The sequence below is a fragment of the Achromobacter mucicolens genome (assembly GCF_029866465.1).
Classification (GTDB): Bacteria; Pseudomonadota; Gammaproteobacteria; order Burkholderiales; family Burkholderiaceae_B; genus Achromobacter; species Achromobacter mucicolens.
Map to the genome: position 1 here is coordinate 3,675,046 of NZ_CP123364.1, position 19,713 is coordinate 3,694,758.

Consider the following 19,713-nt stretch of genomic DNA (forward strand, 5'->3'; position numbering starts at 1 on the left):
TCACTTGGGACCGTTGTGTTTGAAATCACCGTAGTACGCCGCACGGGAGTAGCGATAACCGCCGTACTTGGACCGGAAGCCAAAGCGTTCCGGCATCAGCTTCAAGCCATTGAAGAGCACGCCGTCCACCGGGGCGCCCGCCTGGATCAGGCGCTTGGCCGTCTCGCGGATCTCGCCCACGGTGTTCATGCCGGACCGCACCACCACCATGACGGCCGCGGCGTGCGTGCCGACCACAGCCGCGTCGGGCGAGGACAGCACGGGCGCGGTGTCCAGGATCACCATGTCGTACTGCGTGGCCAGTTCCCGCAGGGTTTCGCCGAAGACGGGCGACGCCAGCAGCTCGGACGGATCGAAGGTGACGGCGCCCGTGGCGATGAAGTCCACGCCCTCGGACACGCTGTGCTTTCTGACGCGGCTGAGCGGGATCGTGCCGGTCAGCACTTCGAACAGGCCATCTTCCTTGGGCACGCCGAAATACCGGTTGAGCTGGCCCTTGCGGAAGTCGGCATCGATCAGCAGCACGCGCTTGCCGACGCCGCCCTGGATGAAGGCAAAATTTGCAGACAGGAAGGATTTACCCACGCCCGCCACCGGCCCCGTGAACATGACCATGTTGTTGGCCGACTGGCGCAGCGAGGCCTGCAGCACGTTGCGGAACGACCGCAAGCTTTCGATGGGTGGCGAGTTGCCCTGGCTCTGGGCCAGCAGCGCGGGCACGGTGGCGTTCTTGCGCCGGCTGCGGCGCCAGAGCTTGTCCTGCACGTCGCTGTACGGAATGGCCGCCAGCACCGGCAGGCCGGTATGGCGCTCGACGTCTTCCGGCTCGGACAGGCCGCCGAACAGGGCGTTGCGCACGAACGCGCACAGGATGGCGAAGATCAGGCCGGCCGCGGTGGCCACGCCAATGATGATCGCGGCCTTCGGACGCACCGGCTTGTCGGGCTGCACGGCTGCATCCAGGATGCGCACGTTGCCCACCTTGCCGGCGCGGATCAGCTTGAGCTGTTGCGTGTTGTTGAGCAGCGCCGTGTACAGCTCGGTGTTGACGCGCACGTCACGCACCAGGCGCACCACGTCCTGTTCCAGATCGGGCAGCTGCTTGATGTTGTTGCCCAGGCGGTTGACGTCGCCGGTCAAGGACGCGATCTGACGGTCGATGCCCACGATGCTCGGGTGCGTCGGCGCAAAACGCGTGATCAGTTCCTGGCGCTTCTGGCGCAGTTCCATCACGCGAGTCTGCGCATCCACCGACTGCCCGAGGATCAGCTTGGCCTCTTCGCTCAGGTCGATCGTGCCGCGCTTGTTGCGCAACTGGTTGTACTTGGTTTCCGCGGCGTCCAGCTCGGCCTTCAGCTGCGGCAGCTGCTGCTCCAGGAACACCAGCGACTTCTCGGCCTGGGCCGACTTGCGGTTCACGTTCTGCTGCACGTATTCCTGGCCGATCTGGTTCAGCACCGCGGTCGTCAGCGCCGGATCGTTGCCCTCCAGGGTGACGCCGATCACGCCCGACGTACGCCCGCGCTCAAAGATGCCCAGGTGCGACTGCACGTTCTCGATGGCCGCCAGGCGCGAGCTGCGCGACACGGTGAACTCGGTGCCCGGACGGCCCGACAACGCGTCCACATGCACGTCCATGGCGCCGCCGCCCGGCAGCAGGAAGCGTTCGGGCTTGCCCACCGTGCCGGTGAACGTTGCGCCGGTCAGCTTGTCGCTGAGCGTGTAGCGGCCTTCGCCCAGCGTGGTCAGGCGAAACGGCTTGCCCAGCCATTCGTTGGGCACGTCCAGCTGCGAGATCGCGATGGTCTCGCCGCCCCACGCATAGCCGCCGCGCGGCAAGCCGGACGGATACGGCAGGCTTTCATAGCGCTGCGCAAGCCACTCGCCCACCACGGGGAAATAGCGCGGCTTGGCGTGGATGTAGAGCAGGAATTTGTCGACCGCGGGACCGACGACCATGCGCGAACGCAGCACTTCCATTTCGCCGGACGTTTCCGCCTTGGTATCGAACATCGACGACACATCGCCCAGCAGGCTTCGCGCCTGCCCGTTCGGAAGCTCCTCCTCGACCTGCACGATGATGTCAGCCGAATAGACCGACGGCGTCACCATCACGTAGGCCAGCGCGCCGAGAAACGCAAACAGGGTGATCGCAATGATCATCCAGCGGTTGGAAAAAATGGCGTCCACGTGGGACGACAAGGGGGTTTCCTGCTGACGGGCCGGTACTGACGGCTCGAACGATTCGATGGGCAACGACATGCAGCTCTCCAGGAGAGGGCGCCGCCGCGGTAGCGGCGCCCCCAAAGGCGGGTTTTTCAGGCGGACTAATCGATGGACTTGACGGTCTGTACGGTTTGCGCGCTCGGGAACAGGTTGCTGATGAAGCGGTTCCACCGCACCAGGCTGGCCGTATCCACGAACACGACGTCTTTGGGTTGCAATTCAAACTTCGCGCCGACCGCAAGGGCTTGCGGCGATGCGGCGTTCAAGTGGTAGACCAAAGGCTTTGCCTCCTCCGTGGCGCGCACGACGAAAATTTGCGAAGGGTCGGCCGTGAGCTGGTTCGGCCCGCCCGCCAGGCCCAGTGCTTCGGTCAGCGACATGCGGCCATCGCGCATGACCGAGGCGCCGGGCAGGAAGACTTCGCCCATCACGAACACCTTGCTGTCGTCGCGCGGCGTGACTCTCACGATGTCCCCTGCCTTGAGCATGACCTGGTTCAGATCCTGGCCGCGCTCGATCAGCGCGGGAAGGTTCACGCGAGTACGACGGCCATCGCGGATCACATAAACCGCACTGCGATCGCCGGTAGGCAGAATGCCTCCGGCCCTGTTGAGCGCTTCCAACAGGGTCATGGGAACATCGTTGATCGCAACCGTGCCCGGCGTCGTTACCTCGCCATCGACGAAGATGCGCTTGCTGCGAAATCCCAGAACGCGTACGGTGATCTGCGGGTCCTGTATGTACTTGCTAGAACTGTTGACTATGAGATTGCGCGCCTGAAGTTCAGTCAACCCCGCCACTTTCAGCAGTCCCGTATACGGAAACTGGATATATCCCGTGGATGAGACCGTATAGCCCGGAATGCCCGAGGCGGTATCCCCGATGGCTAATTCCGTTGCCCCTGATCCGATGGCGTAGGTTTGCGTCGGAAGCACGAGCTCGGGGTGATCCCACACGACGATCGACAGGATGTCTCCCGGTCCGATGAGGTAGGGACCGGGCTTGCCAACCAGGTGGCCAATGCCTTCGTTGTCCAGCAGCGCTTCACGCGCGCGCTGCTCATCAAGCACCAGCGACGGCGTGATTTCCTTGATGACAGCCTTGGAGTTCGGGTCCAGCGGATCCGCGAGTTGATTGGCGCTGAACGTCATGCCGGGAGACAAGGCGCAAGCGCTCAGCGAGGACACGAGCGCGATAGCGGCTATGGCTCGGCTCAACGTTCCGAAAAGTGTAGTCATGGCGAATCCACTGTGAATGACTTCGTTGCTTGGAAAGGAGCCCGATGCGTAACGGGTTGAGACATTCCACACGCTTTTCCTAGTCCCGCACATTCGACGGATGCCCTAAGCCTTCTCCTACATCGTTTGGAGGTTTCGGGTGCGTTGCGCTCTCAATAAGATTTTGTCGGTAGCCACATGCTTTGCGGCACTGCACAGTCGTTGCTTGCCGCAGGGCGCTTCCCCCGAACAGGAGTGCGCGATGGACCCGTCCCAAACGGACACGTCGGCAAGGTTCAGCGGAGCAAGCTATCTGTATCGCTTGCTCGACGCCGCGATCGTCATCACCTGCGGCCTGACTGCCACCGGTTTGAAATTCTCGGAAGAGGCCTTGACGGATCCTCCGCAGATTCATCTGTTCCTGATCTACCTTTGCGGCCTGGGTGCGATCGCGATCTTCCCGGCCTTCCGCCTGTATGTGTCGTGGCGCGGACGCCTCCTGACCGATCTGGTGGTGCGCAGCCTGGCTGCGTGGGCCACCGTGTTCGCGTTGGGCATCTTCGTCAGTTTTCTCATGCACCAGACCGGCGCGATATCCCGCTTATGGGCTGCAACCTGGTTCGGCATGACGGCGCTGGCGCTGGCCGGCGTGCGCATCGCCGTCTATGCGGCGCTGGGCGCGGCGCGCGATCGCGGCATGGACAAGAAGCGCGTGCTGCTGGTGGGCTTTGGCGCGTTGGGCCACGACATGTGGCGCCGCGTGGAAAAGTACCGCGAGGCTGGCTACCAGATATCGGGGATCTACGCCGAACCGCATGAGATCCTGCCCCCGCAGGTCCGCCGTCTGCATGACCTGGACAACCTGACCACCTTCGTGCGCGAAAACAACGTGCGCGAAATCTGGATCGTGCTGCCGATGGAAGCCGGCCAGGAGCTGCGAGAGGTGCTCTATCACCTGCGCAACGACCTGGTGGACATCCGCTGGATTCCCGATGTCATGTCCATTCAGCTGCTGGGCCATCGCATCGGCGAATTCCTGGGGCTGCCCGCCATCCAGTTGAACAGTCTGCCAGCCGCCGGCGTGCGCGGCTGGGCCAAGGAGGCCTTCGACCGCAGCTTTGCGCTGTGCGCGCTGATTGGCCTGGCGCCCGTGATGCTGACCGTGGCCTTGCTGATCAAGCTGACCTCGCGCGGCCCGGTCTTTTTCACGCAGCCGCGTCTGGGCGTGGACGGCAAGGTGTTCCACGTCTACAAGTTCCGCACCATGACCGTGCACCAGGAACAGGGCGTGGTCACGCAAGCCACGCGCAACGACAGCCGCGTCACGCGCATCGGCGGTTTCCTGCGCCGCACCAGCCTGGACGAGCTGCCGCAGTTCCTGAACGTGCTGATGGGCGACATGTCGGTGGTGGGCCCGCGCCCGCATGCGCTGGAGCACAACGAAATGTACAAGGACCTGGTGCAACGCTACATGATGCGCCATCGCGTCAAGCCGGGCATCACCGGCTGGGCGCAGGTCAACGGCTTTCGCGGGCAGACCGACACGCTGCGCAAGATGAGCGACCGCGTCGAACACGACATCTACTACATCCAGCATTGGACGTTCCGGATGGATCTGCTGATCATCGCGCGCACGGCGGTATCGGGTTGGACGGGCCGCAATGTCTACTAAACCGTTGGGATGGCCTGTGCGCGAAGCGCCGGCGCCGCGGGGCGGAGTGCTGGCCCGCGCGGACTTCCGCCAGGCGGTGGAGATGCTGCCGCTGGTGTCGATCGACCTGCTGCTGCGCGACGGCGCCGGCAACTACCTGACCGGGCTGCGCGCCAATCCGCCCGCGCAGGGCGCGTGGTTCGTGCCCGGCGGCCGGATCCGCAAGAACGAATCCCTGCAGAGCGCGCTGCGCCGCATCGTCCAGGACGAGCTGGGCCTCTCGCTGCCCGATCTCGCCTGGACGCCGCGCGGCGTGTACGAACACTTCTATGGCACGAATTTCGCGGGTGAGGCGGGTCGCTCCACCCACTACGTCGTCCTCGCCTACGAGGCCGAGCTTTCTCTGGATACCGCAAGCCTTCCCTTGGCGCAGCACAGCGGCTACCGCTGGCTGCCCGGGGAAGTGATCGCCGCCGATCCCGGCGTGCATCCGTACACCCAGGCCTACTTCAAGGAGTGAGAGCCATGACCAACCCCCGTCCCCCGTACCGGGCTGTGATTCTTTGCGGCGGTTCAGGCTCGCGCCTGTGGCCGCTGTCGCGCGAACTGCTGCCGAAGCAGTTCATCCGTTTGACCGATGACCGCAGCCTGTTGCAGAACACCCTGCGGCGGCTGGACTCGGCCGGCGCGCAGGCCCGTCCCATCCTGGTCTGCAACGAAGCGCACCGCTACATTGCGGCGGAACAGGCCGAGGAGCTGGGCATCAAGGACGCCGAGGTCATCCTGGAGCCGTTCGCGCGCAACACCGCGCCGGCCATCGCCGCCGCCACGCTGCGGGCGATGCAGGATGGCGAAGACCCGATCATGCTCATCATGCCGTCGGACCACGTGCTGGAGGATGGCGAAGTGCTGAGCGCGGCCTTCGCCCAGGCGTACGACGCCGCCCGTCAGGGCGCGCTGGTGACATTCGGCATCAAGCCGACCGCGCCGCTCAGCGGATACGGCTACATCCAGGCCGACGAGCCCGGCGCCATGGCGCCCGCGCGCCGCGTGCGCCGGTTCGTGGAAAAGCCGTCGCCCGAGGTCGCCCAGCGCTTCATCGACGACGGCGGCTATTACTGGAACAGCGGCATGTTCGCCTTCCAGGCCTCGGTCTTCCTGGCCGAACTGGGGCGGCTGGCGCCCAAGATCCTGGAGCAGGCCGAGGCCGCCGTGCTCACCGGGCATGGCGACAACGGGCTCTTTCACCTGGACGGCCCGGCGTTCGAGGCCTGCCCCAGCGATTCGATGGACTACGCCATCATGGAGCGCACCGACAGCGCGGTGGTCATCCCGCTGGCGGCCTCGTGGAGCGACGTGGGCGCGTGGGACGCCGTCTGGGGCATCGCCCAGAAGTCGGTGGAAGGCAACTCCACCACGGGCGATGTCATGGTGGAGGATTCGCGCAACTGCCTCATCCATTCGACCAGCCGGCTGGTCGCCTCGGTGGGCCTGGACGACATCGTCGTCATCGAGACGGCCGACGCGGTCCTGGTGGCGCACAAGTCGCGCTCGCAGGACGTCAAGCGCCTGGTCGAGGTCTTCAAGGCGCAGCACCGCAGCGAGCTCAACCACCACCGCGAGGTCCAGCGGCCCTGGGGGTCGTACGACTCCGTTGGCCAGGGACCGCGCTACCAGGTCAAGCGCATCACCGTCAAACCCGGCGCGCGCCTGTCCTCGCAGATGCACCATCACCGTGCCGAGCACTGGATCGTGGTGTCCGGAACGGCCCGCATCTACAACGGCGACAAGCAGTACCTGCTGACCGAGAACCAGTCGACCTACATCCCGCTGGGCGAGATCCACAGCCTGGAGAACCCCGGGAAGATTCCGCTGGAGATCATCGAGGTGCAATCGGGCGCTTACCTGGGCGAAGACGACATCGTGCGATTCCAGGATATGTACGGTCGTGTCTGAGCAGGTTTCAGTTCCCTTCTGGCGCCCGGGCGTGGCAAGGATTTGCCTGCCCGCGGCGGCCCTGTTTTTCATCGTGCTGGTCACGGTGGGCAACCTGCCAGGGCTGGCGGCGGACATGTCCGATGCCTTTGGCGACAAGCGGCTGCACCTGGCCGCCTACGCCTGCCTGACCGCGCTGATCTACCTGTCGGTGAACCGGCGTCCCGCACTGGTGGCCATGCTGGCGGTTACCGCGTTGGGCGCGCTGGATGAATCAATCCAATCCTTTTTTCCCTACCGGCAGGCGGATCTCTTAGACCTTTTGGCCGATATCTCAGCGGCTGGTGCAACAGTAATCTCTTTGCACATTGGTAACGCAGCCATCGGCTCCTTTCGTGCAGTCACTAAGTCTTAAGGACACAACCATGCCAAAACGGGCACTGATTACCGGCGTAACTGGCCAAGACGGGGCCTATCTGGCGGAGCTTCTGCTGGCCAAGGGCTATGAGGTCCACGGCATCAAGCGGCGCGCTTCGCTGTTCAATACCGCGCGGATCGACCACCTGTACCAGGATCCGCACGACCAGCCCCGTAATTTCGTGCTGCACCACGGCGACATGACGGATTCGTGCAGCCTCATCCGCATCGTGCAGTCGGTGCAGCCCGACGAGATCTACAACCTGGCCGCGCAAAGCCACGTGGGCGTCTCGTTCGAGGAACCGGAATACACGGCCAACGCCGACGGCCTGGGCACCCTGCGCCTCTTGGAAGCCATCCGCATCCTGAAGCTGGAAAACAAGACGCGCTTCTACCAGGCGTCCACGTCCGAGCTTTACGGCCTGGTGCAGGAAACGCCGCAGAAGGAAACCACCCCCTTCTATCCGCGCAGTCCCTATGCCGCCGCCAAGCTGTACGCCTACTGGATCAGCGTCAACTACCGCGAAGCCTATGGCATGTATGCCTGCAACGGCATCCTGTTCAACCACGAATCGCCCAAGCGCGGCGAAACGTTTGTGACCCGCAAGATCACCCGCGGCCTGGCGCGCATCGTGCTGGGGCTGCAGGAATGCCTGTACCTGGGCAACCTGTCCGCGCTGCGCGACTGGGGCCACGCCCGCGACTACGTCGAGATGCAGTGGCTGATGCTGCAACAGGACACGCCCGAGGACTACGTCATCGCGACCGGCATGCAGTACAGCGTGCGCGAGTTCATCAACACCGCGGCGCGCGAGCTGGGCATTCTGCTGGCGTGGGAAGGCGAAGGCCTGGAAGAGACGGCGACCGTGCTGTTCTCGCCGGTGCACGACGTCAAGGCGGGCCAGGTGATCGTGCGCGTCGATCCGCGCTACTTCCGTCCGACCGAGGTCGAAACCCTGCTGGGCGATCCCACCAAGGCCCGCGAGAAGCTCGGCTGGACGCCCCGCACCTCGTTCGCGCAGCTCGTCAAGGAAATGGTCGAGAGCGACCTGAGGGAAGCGCGGCGCGATGCGCTGGTCGAACAGAACGGCTACGAAATCTACGCGTACAAGGAGTAGCCCGCCATGACGAACCTGGACCAACGCGTGTTCGTCGCCGGCCACCGCGGGATGGTGGGCGCGGCGATCACCCGCGAACTGCACCGGCGCGGCTACGAGAACGTGCTGACCCGCAGCCGCGCCGAACTGGACCTGGAAAACCAGAACCAGGTGCACCGCTTCTTTTCGACCACGCCGGTCGATGTGGTGTACCTGGCCGCCGCCAAGGTGGGCGGCATCCTGGCCAACCAGACGCATCCGGTAGACTTTCTGTACAAGAACCTGATGATCCAGTGCAACGTGATCCGCGCCGCGTATGCGGCCGGGGTACGCAAGCTGCTGTTTCTGGGTTCGTCATGCATCTATCCGCGCGAGGCGCCGCAGCCCATCCGCGAGGACGCGCTGCTGACCGGTCCGCTGGAATCCACCAACGAGCCCTACGCCATCGCCAAGATCGCCGGCCTGAAGCTGTGCGAGGCCTACCAGCGCGAGTTCGGCGCGCGCTTCATCTGCGCCATGCCGACCAACCTGTACGGCCCGCACGACAACTACGACCTGCACAGCAGCCACGTGCTGCCAGCCCTGATCCGCAAATTCCACGAGGGCCGCGAGGCCGGTGCGGAAAGCGTGACGATCTGGGGCACCGGGGCGCCGCTGCGCGAGTTTCTGTATGTGGACGACCTGGCGCAGGCCAGCGTCATGCTGATGGAGCATCCGGACGCCGAGGGCATCTACAACATCGGCGCCGGCCAAGACATCTCCATTGCGGACCTGGCGCGGCTGGTGGCGCGCGTGATCGGCTACGAGGGCAAGATCGTCTACGACACCTCCAAGCCCGACGGCACGCCGCGCAAGCTGATGGACTCGTCGCGCGTGCAGGCGCTGGGCTGGCGGCCGGAAATCTCCCTGACGCACGGCATCACGCTGGCCTATGGCCATTTCCTGCGCGAGCGCACGCAACAGGCGCTGCCGGTCGCCTGACGGCCGCGCCAGCATGACAGACAGGGTTACCGATGCTTGGATTCGTGAAGAAACACATCGCCGGCAATGCTTCCTTCTGGGGGCTGGTGGAATACGGCATCGGTCCCGTCGCGGCGCTGGTGGCGCTGCCGATCCTCTTTCGCCAGCTCGGCACGGTCGGCTTCGGCCAATATTCCATGATCATCGCGCTGGCCGGGTTCGGCAACGCGGCGAACCTGGGCGCGGCGGTGACCGCGACCAAGCTCGTCTCCGAGAGCATGCACGAGCCCGGCGGCGCCTATCGCGCGGCCGGCGTCAGCATGTCGCTGATCGGCTGTGCGCTGGCCGTCGTCACCTTGGCCGCCGTGCTGCTGTGGGGCGTGGTGGGGCTGGGCTGGCCGGACGCCACGTTTGGCGGCGTGGCCGTCACGATGCTGGCCATGCCCGCCCTGGCCATCTACCTCACGCAGCAGTATGACCAGCTCTTTTCCGGCTGCCTGAAGGGACGCGAGGACTTTCGCGCCACCGCGCTGTGCGAGGTCTTCAGCCGCACCGGCACGATGGCGCTGGCGTGCGCGGCCGCCTGGTACACCGCCTCGCCCACCTGGACCGGCTTGGCGCAGGCCCTCGGCCTGCTCATCGCGGGCAGCGTCAAGATGCGCGTGTTCTCGCGCGCCTATGACCGATTCATCGTGCGGCCCGTGCGCGACCGCGGCGCCATGATGGCCGCCTTCCGCTTCTCGCGCTGGTCGTGGCTGAACAGCCTGAGCGCGCTGGCTTTCGGCTCGGTCGACCGGGTGCTGGTCGGCAGCCTGATGGGACCAGCGGCGCTGGCGATCTACACCGTCGGCGTGCAGGTCGGCCAGATCATCCATACGGCGTCCGTCGCCATCTTCCAGAAGGCGATGCCGCGCGTGACACGCCTGTCCGTCTCGCCGCCCTACCCCGGCGCCGCGGAACGCGAAATCCGCCGCATGATGCTGTGGAACCTGGCGCTGTCCGCCAGCGCCACGCTGGCCGTGCTGGCGGTCAGCAAGCCGCTTCTGAACGTGCTGCTGGGCGAGAACGTCGCCAGCGGCCATCTGGGCACCTTCCAGTTGCTGATCGTGGCGTCGGGCCTGTTGTCCCTGAACGCCGCGGCGCACTTCTCCCTCCTGGGGCTCGGCAATTCCCGCGCTGTCGCAATCCTGAACGGACTGGGCGGCCTGGCGATGCTGTGCGTCATGGCGGGACTGGTTCACGTGGCGGGGGAACACGCCGCAGCCTGGGGCCGCATGGCCTATGCGGCGATCACGCTGGCCGGCGTGGCCCTCGCCATCCGTCAATCCCGCCCCGACTTTCCGGGCGCCATGCCTGCGGCCACCCGATAACCAACATGCTGAGGTCCTACATGCGCAAGCGCCATAACGAGTATTCACGCCAGCTCATCGACTTCGTCCGCGAGCTTCGTCCGCCGGCGCCCATCGCCAGCGGGCTGCTGCCCAAGGTGACGATCGTGACGCCCTCGTTCAACCAGGCCAAGTTCCTGGAGCGCACCATCCTGTCCGTGCTGAACCAGGGGTATCCGCGGCTGGAATACATCATCATCGACGGCGGCTCCACCGACGGCAGCGTGGACATCATCAAGAAATACGAGCGCTACCTGTCTTATTGGGAAAGCACCCCGGACCGGGGCCAGTCGCACGCGATCAACAAGGGGTTCGAACGCGCCACGGGCGACTACGTCGGCTGGCAGAACTCGGACGACCTGTACTTCCCGGGCGCGCTGCGCAAACTGGGGGCCGCCGCGGCCAAGGGCCGCGCGCCGATCGTCAGCGGCAACCTCTTCGTGGCGGATGCCGACAACCGCATCTTCCGCAAGATCCACTACACGCCCGTCAACCGAGGCACGCTGACGGTGGTAAAGGCCTCCATCCCGAACCAGTCCGCCATCTTCCGGCGCGACCTGCTGCGCAAGTACGGCCTGCTGCAGGAAAGCATGCGGTACTGCATGGACCTCGAACTGTGGAGCCGGCTGCTGCGCGAGGGCAAGAACCTGATCGTTCCCGACGCGCTGGGCGTGTACACCGCCCACGACGAGACCAAGACCGCCCTAATGCAGGACGTGCTGCTTGAAGAGCGCGAACAGATCGTCAGCCGCATCCGCCGGACCGAGCCGGGGTTGGGAAAGCTGTTCGAGCTGTCCTGCCGCGCCTCGAAGGTGGCCGCGCATGCCCGGCAGGGCGACCTGACCTACCTGCTGGAAAAGCTGACCACCAAGATCTTCGGCCGGGACGACTGGGCCGCGCACTAGGCGGCCCTCACTGATACGGAACCGCAATGACCACGCGCCGCCTTTCCACCCTGCATCTCCTGGGCCTGTTCGTCTTCACCGCGCTGGCGCTGAACGACGACAAGTTCATCGTGGGGGTGGGCAGCTTCAAGCTGTCGCCCTTCGATCTGCTGTTCGTGGCCATGCTGGGGGTCAAGGCGCTGCGCCTGGCCGACCCGCGCGCCTACGCGCTGCCACGCGGCGCGCTGGGCGTGTTGCTCGGCATCCAGGCCATCTCGGTGATCTACCTGCTGCTGGTCTCGGCCCACCATCCCGGGATCGAGACCGGCGACGTGGCGCGCGATCTGCGCATCGTCTTCTATTTCCTGTGCACGCCGTTCCTTTGCTACAAGGACATCGACAGTCCCCACGCCTATGCCATCCTGCAGAAATACATCGTGGCGGCCAGCCTGGCGGTCGCCACGCTGATGCTGCTGGAACAGGCGACCGGCTTCAGCGTCGCCAATCCGCTGCGCAACGTGCGCCTGGGCGTCTGGGCGATTCCGATGGGCGTGGTGTCGTTGCTGTACTTCAGGCGCACGCTGAACGTGTCGGGCCCCAAAGCCTATGCGCTGACGCTGTACATGGTGATGGCGCTGGTGTTCTCGCTGAACCGCAGCCAATACCTGCAGCTTGCCATTTCCGTGGTCATCGCCGTGCTGCTGGCAGGCAATGCCGACATCCGCCGCCGCGCCGTCATGATCTTCGCGCCGGCCGCCGTGGCCGGCGTGCTGATCTTTGCCAGCATCGGGTACCTGGACGTGCTGACCCAGCGCATCTTCAGCGTCGAGCGCCTGGACGAAGACTCCAGCTACGGCGCGCGGGTGCAGGAAATGGAAGGCCAGATGCAGTTCTTTGCCGAAAGCCCCGTCTTTGGCAAGGGTGCGGGCTTTCGCAGCTGGGTGATGGGCGAGAACGGCTTTGAACTCAGCACGTTCGCGCACAACTCCTGGGCGTTCTACCTGATGAAATTCGGGGTGGTCGGCACGATCATGATCATGCTGCCGCCGCTGCTCATCCTGCTGTTCTCGCTTTTTCGGCGCTACGCCCATCCCGGGCTGGAGATGCACCGGCGATACCTGCTCGCCACCGCGCCCATCTACATCTTCATCGACTCGATGTCCGGCGGCCTGGCCTATGCGCCCAAGACCGCGTTTACCGGCTTTCTGCTGTGTTACTGCCTTTCGCTGATGCGAAATGCCCAGATCATGCCCGTGCCTCGCCAAGAATCTCCCGCTCCCAGCCCCCGCCCGGATATCGTGCGCCGGGCGCCACCCACGCGAGTAATACCCCATGTCTGATGTCTTGTTTGTCGCACCGGACTTGCATGGCGGCGTCGGAAGATGCGTCGCCTTCATTGTGGATGCGTTGCCGGAACAGGGGGTGGACTCCGCCCTGTTCCTGCTGCGCTCGCGCAACCGCGAGTATCCCATCGCCAATCCCAAGGTCACCCGCGCATTTCCGATCATCGAGTCTCCCACCAAGCTGCGGCTGGCGCTGCCCGTGGCGTTCTTCAAGCTGCTGCAGCACATACGCCGCGAAAAGCCCGCCATCGTCTGCTCGCACGGCCTTTTGTGCAACATGCTGGTCGTGCTGGCCAGAAAGATCCTGCGCGGTAACTTCCGCACGGTGGCCTTCGAACACAGCAGCCCGGCCATCCACTACGGCGCCTCCAAGATGCGCCGCCTGAAGTGCTGGCTGGTCAGCCAGACCTATCGGCGGCACGATGCGGTGGTCGGCGTGTCGCGCGGCGTGAAGGAAGACCTGGTCAGCATGTTTCCGCCGCTGCGCGGCAAGGTGCACACCATCTACAACGGCGTGCCGCTGGACAACGTGCGGCGCCAGGGCGCCCAGCCGAAGACGGCCGATGGCGGCGACTCGCCCTATCACGTGGTGGCCGTGGGCCGGCTCGAAGCCGTCAAGGACTACGCCACGCTGATCGACGCGGCCGCGCTGCTCGACGACCCGCGCATTGCGTTCACGATCCTGGGCGAAGGCTCCGAGCACGCCGCCCTGCAAAAGCGCATCGACGACCGGCCGTCCCGCACGCAGGTCACGCTGGCCGGCCACATCGACAATCCGTTTCCGGTCATTGCCGGCGCCGGCGCCTTCGCGCTCACCTCCGTGCGCGAGAGCTTCGGCAACGTGCTGGTCGAGGCCCTGTGCCTGGGCGTGCCCGTCATCTCCACCGACTGCCCGCACGGCCCCGCCGAGATCCTGGATGCCGGCCGCTACGGGCTGCTGGTGCCGGTAGGCGACGCCGAGGCGCTGGCCGAGGCGGTGCGTCGACTGGCCTACGACGGCGAGATGCGCGAGAAGCTTGCGGCCCAGGGCCCCGAGCGCGCGGACGCCTTTTCCCTCGAGCGGCACTGCCGCAACGTCATCGATCTCTTCCGCCCGCTCATGCAGCGCGGAACGCCCTGAACAGGACAGCATCATGCAGAAGATACCGGTATCCGTCGTGGTGATGACCAAGAACGAGGAACGCAACATCGCGAAGTGCCTGAAGGCGCTGGTGGAGTTCGACGAAGTCTTCGTCGTGGACTCCAACAGTACGGACGCGACCTGCTCGATCGCCACGGCGATGGGCGCGCGTGTTTCGAATTTCCAGTGGGACGGCAAGTATCCGAAGAAAAAGCAGTGGTGCCTGGAGCAGCTTCCCTTCACGCACCCCGTCGTGCTGTACGTGGACGCCGACGAAGAAATGACTCCCGGTTTGGCGGCCGAGATCCGCGAAGTTCTGCCGCGCTTTGCCGCGGGGGCAGGCGGCGCGTTCGTGCCCTTCGACTACGTGTTCTGCGGCAAGAAGCTGGAACATGGCCATCGCGTCTACAAGCTGGCGCTCCTGGCGCGCGACCGCTCGCGCTTTCTGGACTACGACGACCTGGACGTGGCCAATATGTGGGAGGTCGAGGGTCACTACCAGCCGCAGGTCCAGGGCGAGACCTTTGCGCTGCGCCAGCGCATGGTGCACAACGACCACGATTCGCTGTATCACTACTTCGACAAGCACAACCGCTATTCGGACTGGGAAGCGAACCTGCGCACCAAGGGCCTGATGAACGATCCGCGAGAGGCCAACGTCGGCGGCCGCGCGTTGCTCAAGCGCATCTTCCAGGCCATGCCATTCAAGGCGCCGATCTCGTTCCTGCACTCCTATGTCTTCAAACTGGGATTCCTGGATGGAAAGGCCGGCTACGACTATGCGGTCGCGCGCGCCATGTATTACTGGCAGATCCGCATCAAGACCGAAGAGATCCAGAAGGCGCGCCAGGCCAGCGAGGCCGCATCGCGGCGCGATGCCGTTGCGGGAGCGGCCAAATGAGCACCTTGCAACGCCTGGACCAGTTCGCGCTGGCGCCGGGTCAGCGCGGACGGTCGGCGCTGACCGTGCAGTTGTGGTGGATGGTGCAGGGCACCCTGTTCCGCTGGTCGCCGCAGGTAGCCTACGGCTTTCGCCGCTGGCTGCTGCGCCGCTTCGGCGCGCGCGTCGGGCACAAGGTGCTGATCCGGCCCACGGCCACGGTCACCTATCCCTGGAAAGTGGAAATCGGCGACTACGCCTGGATCGGCGACGACGCCGTGATCTACAGCCTGGGCCCCATCCACATCGGCGCGCACGCCGTGGTGTCGCAGCGCAGCTATCTGTGCGCAGCCGATCACGATGCCGGCCGGCCCGACTTTCCGCTGCGCGAACGCGCCGTGCGTGTCGAAGACGGCGCATGGGTGGCCACGGACGTGTTCGTCGGTCCGGGCGTGACCATCGGACGTGAGGCCGTGATTGGCGCGCGCAGCTCGGTGTTTCGCAACATGCCCGCCGCGATGGTGTGCCACGGCAACCCGTGCCGCCCCATCCGGCCACGCACCGCCACGCCAACATGAAAATACTCATCTATGGCATCAACTACACGCCCGAACTGACCGGCACTGGCAAATACACCGCCGAACTGGCCGAGTGGCTGGCGGCGCGCGGGCACGAGGTCGGCGTGGTCACCGCCCCGCCCTACTACCCGCAATGGCGGGTCCACGACGGCTACCGCGGCACACGCTACACCAAGGAAACGCGCCGGGGCGTGACCGTGCGGCGCGCGCCCTTGTGGGTCCCCGAAAGACCGGGCGGCGCCAAGCGGCTGGTGCATCTGGCCAGCTTTGCGCTGTTCAGCCTGCCGTCGCTGCTGCGCGCGGCAATGCGGCGGCCGGACATCATCCTGGTCGTCGAACCCGCCCTCTTCTGCGCCCCGGCCGCCTGGCTGACCGCCCGCCTGACCGGCGCCCGCGCCTGGCTGCACATCCAGGACTTCGAAGTCGACGCGGCGTTCGAACTCGGGCTGCTCAAGGGCGGCGTCCTGCGATCGATGGTCAAGCGCGCCGAACGCTGGCTGATGCGCAGGTTTGACCGCGTGTCCACGATTTCAAACCGCATGCTGGATCTGGCGCTGTCCAAAGGCATCGACCCCGCCCGCGCCGTGCTGCTGCCCAACTGGATCGACGTCAATGCCATCACGCCCTTGGCCGAAGGCGGCGACTATCGCGCGCAGCTCGGCATTCCGGACAACGCCATCGTCGCGCTGTATTCGGGCAACATGGGCGGCAAGCAGGGCCTGCAGATCCTCGCCGACGTGGCACGCCGCCTGAACCGCGAAGACCGCCTGTGGTTCCTGTTCTGCGGCCAGGGCCCCGAGCGCGCGGCGCTGGAGGAAAAGTGCCGCGGCCTGACGCGCGTCATCTTCCTGGACTTGCAACCGGCAGAACGCCTGGGCGCGCTTCTGGGTACGGCCGACATCCACCTGCTGCCGCAACGCGCCGGCGCGGCTGACCTGGTCATGCCGTCCAAACTGACCGGCATGCTGGCCACCGGCCGCCCCGTCGTCTGCGGCGCGGCGCGCGGCACCGAGCTCGCCAACGTGGTGTCGCGCTGCGGCCTGCTGACCCCGCCCGAAGACGCCGCAGCGATGGCCGAAGCCGTGCGCAAACTCAGCTACAACGCACAGATCCGCGAAACCCTGGGCGCCGCCGCACGTCAGTATGCGATGGCGCACCTGCATGTGGATGCGGTGCTGGGCGCGGCGGAGCGGGAGTTCATGGCAATTGCGAAAAACAAGGGCCGCGCGACGCCGGCGGGAACGCGAGCGAGTGAGGGGGATGTTTGAAGGGGGGGGTGTGAGGGAATTGGCGCAGGTGTTGGCGGGTGCGGGGCGGCATGGAGAGCGACTTGCCCCGCGCGTTTTGCTTAGCCCGTTGAAAAACCACAATGTCGATTGTTCTCTTCCGGAAATTGGATCTCCGGATACTGGAGAATGATCAGTTGCGGCAAGGCCCGGGATGGCAGGTATAGCAGCAGAATCGCGAGATCAACCCAGATCATTAGAGGCAAAAATCGTCGCCCTTTCCTTGTGGTGATGGACCACATGACCAAGCGCCCCCCGTAACGCATCAGCACATCGCTCGGCTTTTGAGGAAGATTGATGATTTTTGGTGCGGGCAAGCCTCCAACCTGCCCGGCCATGAAACGCTGAAGCCATGCCCAAATATGGCTTGCGAAAAATTCGTGATTCGCCATTATGGGTATCTTTACCAGTTTCGGCTCGGGCAGATTGCAGGTGTAGCCCACCAGGTAAAGATACGATTGCGCTCGCCCCGTCATCCACCTAATGCCCTGGAGCCGATCCCAATCAAGTTCCCATATCGCGTCCAAGCTTTCCTCGGGATACGGGACGTAATAAACACGACGGCTACGGCGATCGAAACGTACTTTCGAACATCGGTATCGATAGCGCGGCCTCAAGACACAAGAAAGGAAAAACAACACAACTCCCAAGCCGGGCAGGCCGAGAGAAAAAATTAAAACGCCTACAGACCAGCCGCCAAAGCCCCCCATCACCGCAAACAGCAACGAAAAAAGCCCTGAGAAAGTAAATGCCTGAAGGATCACCCCCTCATGGTCATTTTGCAAGGTATCGGAAACCACTTCGATGCAATTGTCATTGAATCGTGTTGCTTCGATGGCGGCGGTCTCATGCATATCGAGCCGCAATGGCAGCAAAGTACTTGCGAAACGAAACAGTCGCCACTTGTTCTGAATTTCACTAAACGATGGGCGCGGCTGCCGAAATTGTTTGGTGGTTCGCATTACTTTGATGCATTCTTTTTATTTACCCGTTGAAAAACCACAATGTCGACTGTTCTCTTCCGGAAATTCGATCTCCGGATACAGAAGAACAATCAGTTGCGGCAAGCTCCATGACGGCATGTACAACAGCAGAACCGCGAGATCAACCCAGATCATCAAAGGCAACCATCGCCGCCCCTGCTTTGTAGTCAGGGACCATTTGATCCAGCGGCCCCCATAACGCATCAGCACATCACTCGGCCTTTCAGGAAGCGTGATGATCTTTGGTGGAGGTAGGGCTTCAACGTTATCCATGAAACGATGAAGCCAAGCCCAGATATGGCTCGCCCAAATCTCACCGTTATACATTACGGGTATCTTCACCAACTGAGGCTCCGGCAAGTTGCAGGTATAACCAACAAGGTAGAGATACGGTTGCGATCTACCTGTTGTCCAATCAATGCCCTGCAACTGGTCCCAATCCAGTTCCCATATTGCGTCCAAGCTTTCCTCTGGATAAGGGACGTAGTACACGCGCCGGGAACGGCGGTCAAAACGTACTTTCGAAGATCGGTATTTATATCGCAGCAGCAACACGCGCGGAAGGCAAAACCCCAAAAGCCCTAGGATCGGCAGACCTAGAATAGGCACCCAAATCAGTCCAAACCCATCGTCGACGCCCGCGATTAATGCAATATAAAAAACAACTAGCCCGAATAAAGTGAGCAGTCGAAGACCCACTCCCTCAAGTTCCCCTTGTAGCGTATCGGAAACCACTTCGATGCAATTTTCATTTAAACGCGTTGCTTCGATAGCTGGTACTTCGTGAGCGGCAGGATCCAAAGGCAATAACGTACTTGCGAAGCGAAATAGCCGCCACTTTTCCTGGATCTTTCTAAACGACGGGCGCGGCTGTCGGGCGTGCTTGGTGGCTTGCATTACTCAGGCTTCTGGGCGAGGGATGGGAAACACTTGAAATGGCGTGGGCCGGGTTTTTGCAGGCGTTGGCGGTCGCGGGACAGCATGCGATTCGTCGCCCTTACCTGCCATTCATATTCAATCCGTAGAAAAACCACAATGTCGATCGTTCTCTTTCGGGAATCGGATCTCCGGATACAGAAGAACGATCAGTTGCGGCAACGCCAGGACGGGCATGAACATCAGCAGAACCACCAAATCCACCCAGATCATCAAAGGCAACCATAGCCGTCCCTTCTTTGTGGTGAGGGACCATGTGATCCAACGACCACCGTAGCGCATCAGCACATCACGCGAATTTTGAGGGAACGCGATAATTTTGGGTGCGGGCAAGGCTTCGACCTTGTCCATAAAACCGTGAAGCCAAGCCCATATGTGGCTTGCGAAAATTTTCTCATTAAACATTATGGGTATCTTGACCAATTGAGACTCAGGCAGGTTGCACGTATAGACCACAAGGTAAAGATACGCTTGCGCTTGACCTGTGGACCAGCTGATGCCCTGAAGCCGATCCCACTCGAGTTCCCATATTGCATCCGAGCTTTCCTCAGGATATGGAACGTAGTAGACGCGACGGCTACGGCGGTCAAAACGTACTTTCGAACAAAGGTATCGATAACGTGGCGCCAAAAGGCATGGCAAAAAGAACCATATAAGCCCCATGCAAGGTAGACCGAGTGAAAGTATGAGCACACCTGCAGACCAGCCACCGAATACACCGATCACTGCCAAAAAAAAATGAAAGCAGTCCAAAGAAGGTGAAAAGTCGAAGTAAAAATCCCGCGCCTTCAGTCTGCAACGTATTGGAAACG

18 protein-coding genes are annotated in these 19,713 nt (G+C 63.5%); 13 read left to right on the forward strand and 5 right to left on the reverse strand.

The genetic code is table 11. The annotated features are described in order from the left end of the window. Together QEP15_RS16790 and QEP15_RS16795 are read right to left on the reverse strand one after the other, a co-directional pair. Window positions 1–2,262 carry a GNVR domain-containing protein gene (locus tag QEP15_RS16790; protein ID WP_152384960.1) on the reverse strand — a complete coding sequence of 754 codons (2,262 nt, stop codon included), beginning with the start codon at window positions 2,260–2,262 and terminating at the stop codon, window positions 1–3. 65 nt (window positions 2,263–2,327) lie between these two features. Beyond that, window positions 2,328–3,464 (reverse strand): polysaccharide biosynthesis/export family protein, encoded by a 1,137-nt coding sequence (locus tag QEP15_RS16795; protein WP_062839163.1) that lies wholly within the window; start codon window positions 3,462–3,464, stop codon window positions 2,328–2,330. Window positions 3,465–3,705: 241 nt separating this feature from the next. On the opposite strand from QEP15_RS16795, the gene QEP15_RS16800 reads away from it, so the two are divergent. From QEP15_RS16800 to QEP15_RS16860, 13 genes are read left to right on the forward strand one after another with little or no spacing between them, the layout of a single operon-like run. After that, a complete protein-coding gene (locus QEP15_RS16800; RefSeq protein ID WP_056323712.1) occupies window positions 3,706–5,115 on the forward strand; it encodes an undecaprenyl-phosphate glucose phosphotransferase in 1,410 nt (469 codons plus the stop codon). A 46-nt stretch (window positions 5,116–5,161) separates the two neighbouring features. Beyond that, window positions 5,162–5,614, forward strand: a complete 453-nt coding sequence (locus QEP15_RS16805) for a GDP-mannose mannosyl hydrolase (protein ID WP_425285988.1) — start codon at window positions 5,162–5,164, stop codon at window positions 5,612–5,614. 5 nt (window positions 5,615–5,619) lie between these two features. Beyond that, a complete protein-coding gene (locus QEP15_RS16810) occupies window positions 5,620–7,050 on the forward strand; it encodes a mannose-1-phosphate guanylyltransferase/mannose-6-phosphate isomerase (protein ID WP_056323706.1) in 1,431 nt (476 codons plus the stop codon). A 31-nt stretch (window positions 7,051–7,081) separates the two neighbouring features. Beyond that, a complete protein-coding gene (locus QEP15_RS16815; RefSeq protein WP_056324604.1) occupies window positions 7,082–7,444 on the forward strand; it encodes a VanZ family protein in 363 nt (120 codons plus the stop codon). 10 nt (window positions 7,445–7,454) lie between these two features. Then, window positions 7,455–8,564: a GDP-mannose 4,6-dehydratase gene (gene gmd / locus QEP15_RS16820; RefSeq protein ID WP_152384962.1), complete on the forward strand. Its 1,110-nt coding sequence runs from the start codon at window positions 7,455–7,457 to the stop codon at window positions 8,562–8,564. 6 nt (window positions 8,565–8,570) lie between these two features. Continuing rightward, window positions 8,571–9,524 carry a GDP-L-fucose synthase family protein gene (locus tag QEP15_RS16825; protein ID WP_056323700.1) on the forward strand — a complete coding sequence of 318 codons (954 nt, stop codon included), beginning with the start codon at window positions 8,571–8,573 and terminating at the stop codon, window positions 9,522–9,524. A 44-nt stretch (window positions 9,525–9,568) separates the two neighbouring features. Next, complete coding sequence (locus QEP15_RS16830; protein WP_223576223.1) at window positions 9,569–10,873, forward strand: lipopolysaccharide biosynthesis protein; 1,305 nt, start codon at window positions 9,569–9,571, stop codon at window positions 10,871–10,873. 5 nt (window positions 10,874–10,878) lie between these two features. Then, window positions 10,879–11,796, forward strand: coding sequence for a glycosyltransferase family 2 protein (locus tag QEP15_RS16835; RefSeq protein ID WP_226846353.1), 918 nt, complete (start codon window positions 10,879–10,881; stop codon window positions 11,794–11,796). 26 nt (window positions 11,797–11,822) lie between these two features. Further along, window positions 11,823–13,115 carry an O-antigen ligase family protein gene (locus QEP15_RS16840; protein WP_152384964.1) on the forward strand — a complete coding sequence of 431 codons (1,293 nt, stop codon included), beginning with the start codon at window positions 11,823–11,825 and terminating at the stop codon, window positions 13,113–13,115. Further along, window positions 13,108–14,238, forward strand: a complete 1,131-nt coding sequence (locus QEP15_RS16845; RefSeq protein WP_142054415.1) for a glycosyltransferase — start codon at window positions 13,108–13,110, stop codon at window positions 14,236–14,238. Before QEP15_RS16840 ends, QEP15_RS16845 begins: the two co-directional genes overlap by 8 nt. Before the next feature lie 13 nt (window positions 14,239–14,251). Then, complete coding sequence (locus tag QEP15_RS16850; RefSeq protein ID WP_152384965.1) at window positions 14,252–15,139, forward strand: glycosyltransferase family 2 protein; 888 nt, start codon at window positions 14,252–14,254, stop codon at window positions 15,137–15,139. Continuing rightward, window positions 15,136–15,696: a putative colanic acid biosynthesis acetyltransferase gene (locus QEP15_RS16855; RefSeq protein WP_056323682.1), complete on the forward strand. Its 561-nt coding sequence runs from the start codon at window positions 15,136–15,138 to the stop codon at window positions 15,694–15,696. Before QEP15_RS16850 ends, QEP15_RS16855 begins: the two co-directional genes overlap by 4 nt. Beyond that, entirely contained in the window at window positions 15,693–16,964 is a 1,272-nt protein-coding gene (locus tag QEP15_RS16860) for a glycosyltransferase WbuB (RefSeq protein ID WP_280147750.1), read from the forward strand. Before QEP15_RS16855 ends, QEP15_RS16860 begins: the two co-directional genes overlap by 4 nt. An 80-nt stretch (window positions 16,965–17,044) precedes the next feature. Here QEP15_RS16860 and QEP15_RS16865 read toward each other — a convergent pair whose 3' ends face one another. The 3 genes from QEP15_RS16865 to QEP15_RS26000 all read right to left on the reverse strand — a co-directional run bounded on the left by QEP15_RS16865 (window position 17,045) and on the right by QEP15_RS26000 (window position 19,564). Then, complete coding sequence (locus QEP15_RS16865) at window positions 17,045–17,944, reverse strand: hypothetical protein (RefSeq protein ID WP_152384967.1); 900 nt, start codon at window positions 17,942–17,944, stop codon at window positions 17,045–17,047. A gap of 18 nt (window positions 17,945–17,962) precedes the next feature. Beyond that, the gene (locus tag QEP15_RS16870) at window positions 17,963–18,862 is read right to left on the reverse strand and encodes a hypothetical protein (RefSeq protein ID WP_152384968.1); all 900 of its coding nucleotides are present in this window, start codon (window positions 18,860–18,862) and stop codon (window positions 17,963–17,965) included. Window positions 18,863–18,979: 117 nt separating this feature from the next. Further along, a complete protein-coding gene (locus tag QEP15_RS26000; RefSeq protein WP_425285989.1) occupies window positions 18,980–19,564 on the reverse strand; it encodes a DUF6708 domain-containing protein in 585 nt (194 codons plus the stop codon). Between the last annotated feature and the right edge of the window lie 149 nt (window positions 19,565–19,713).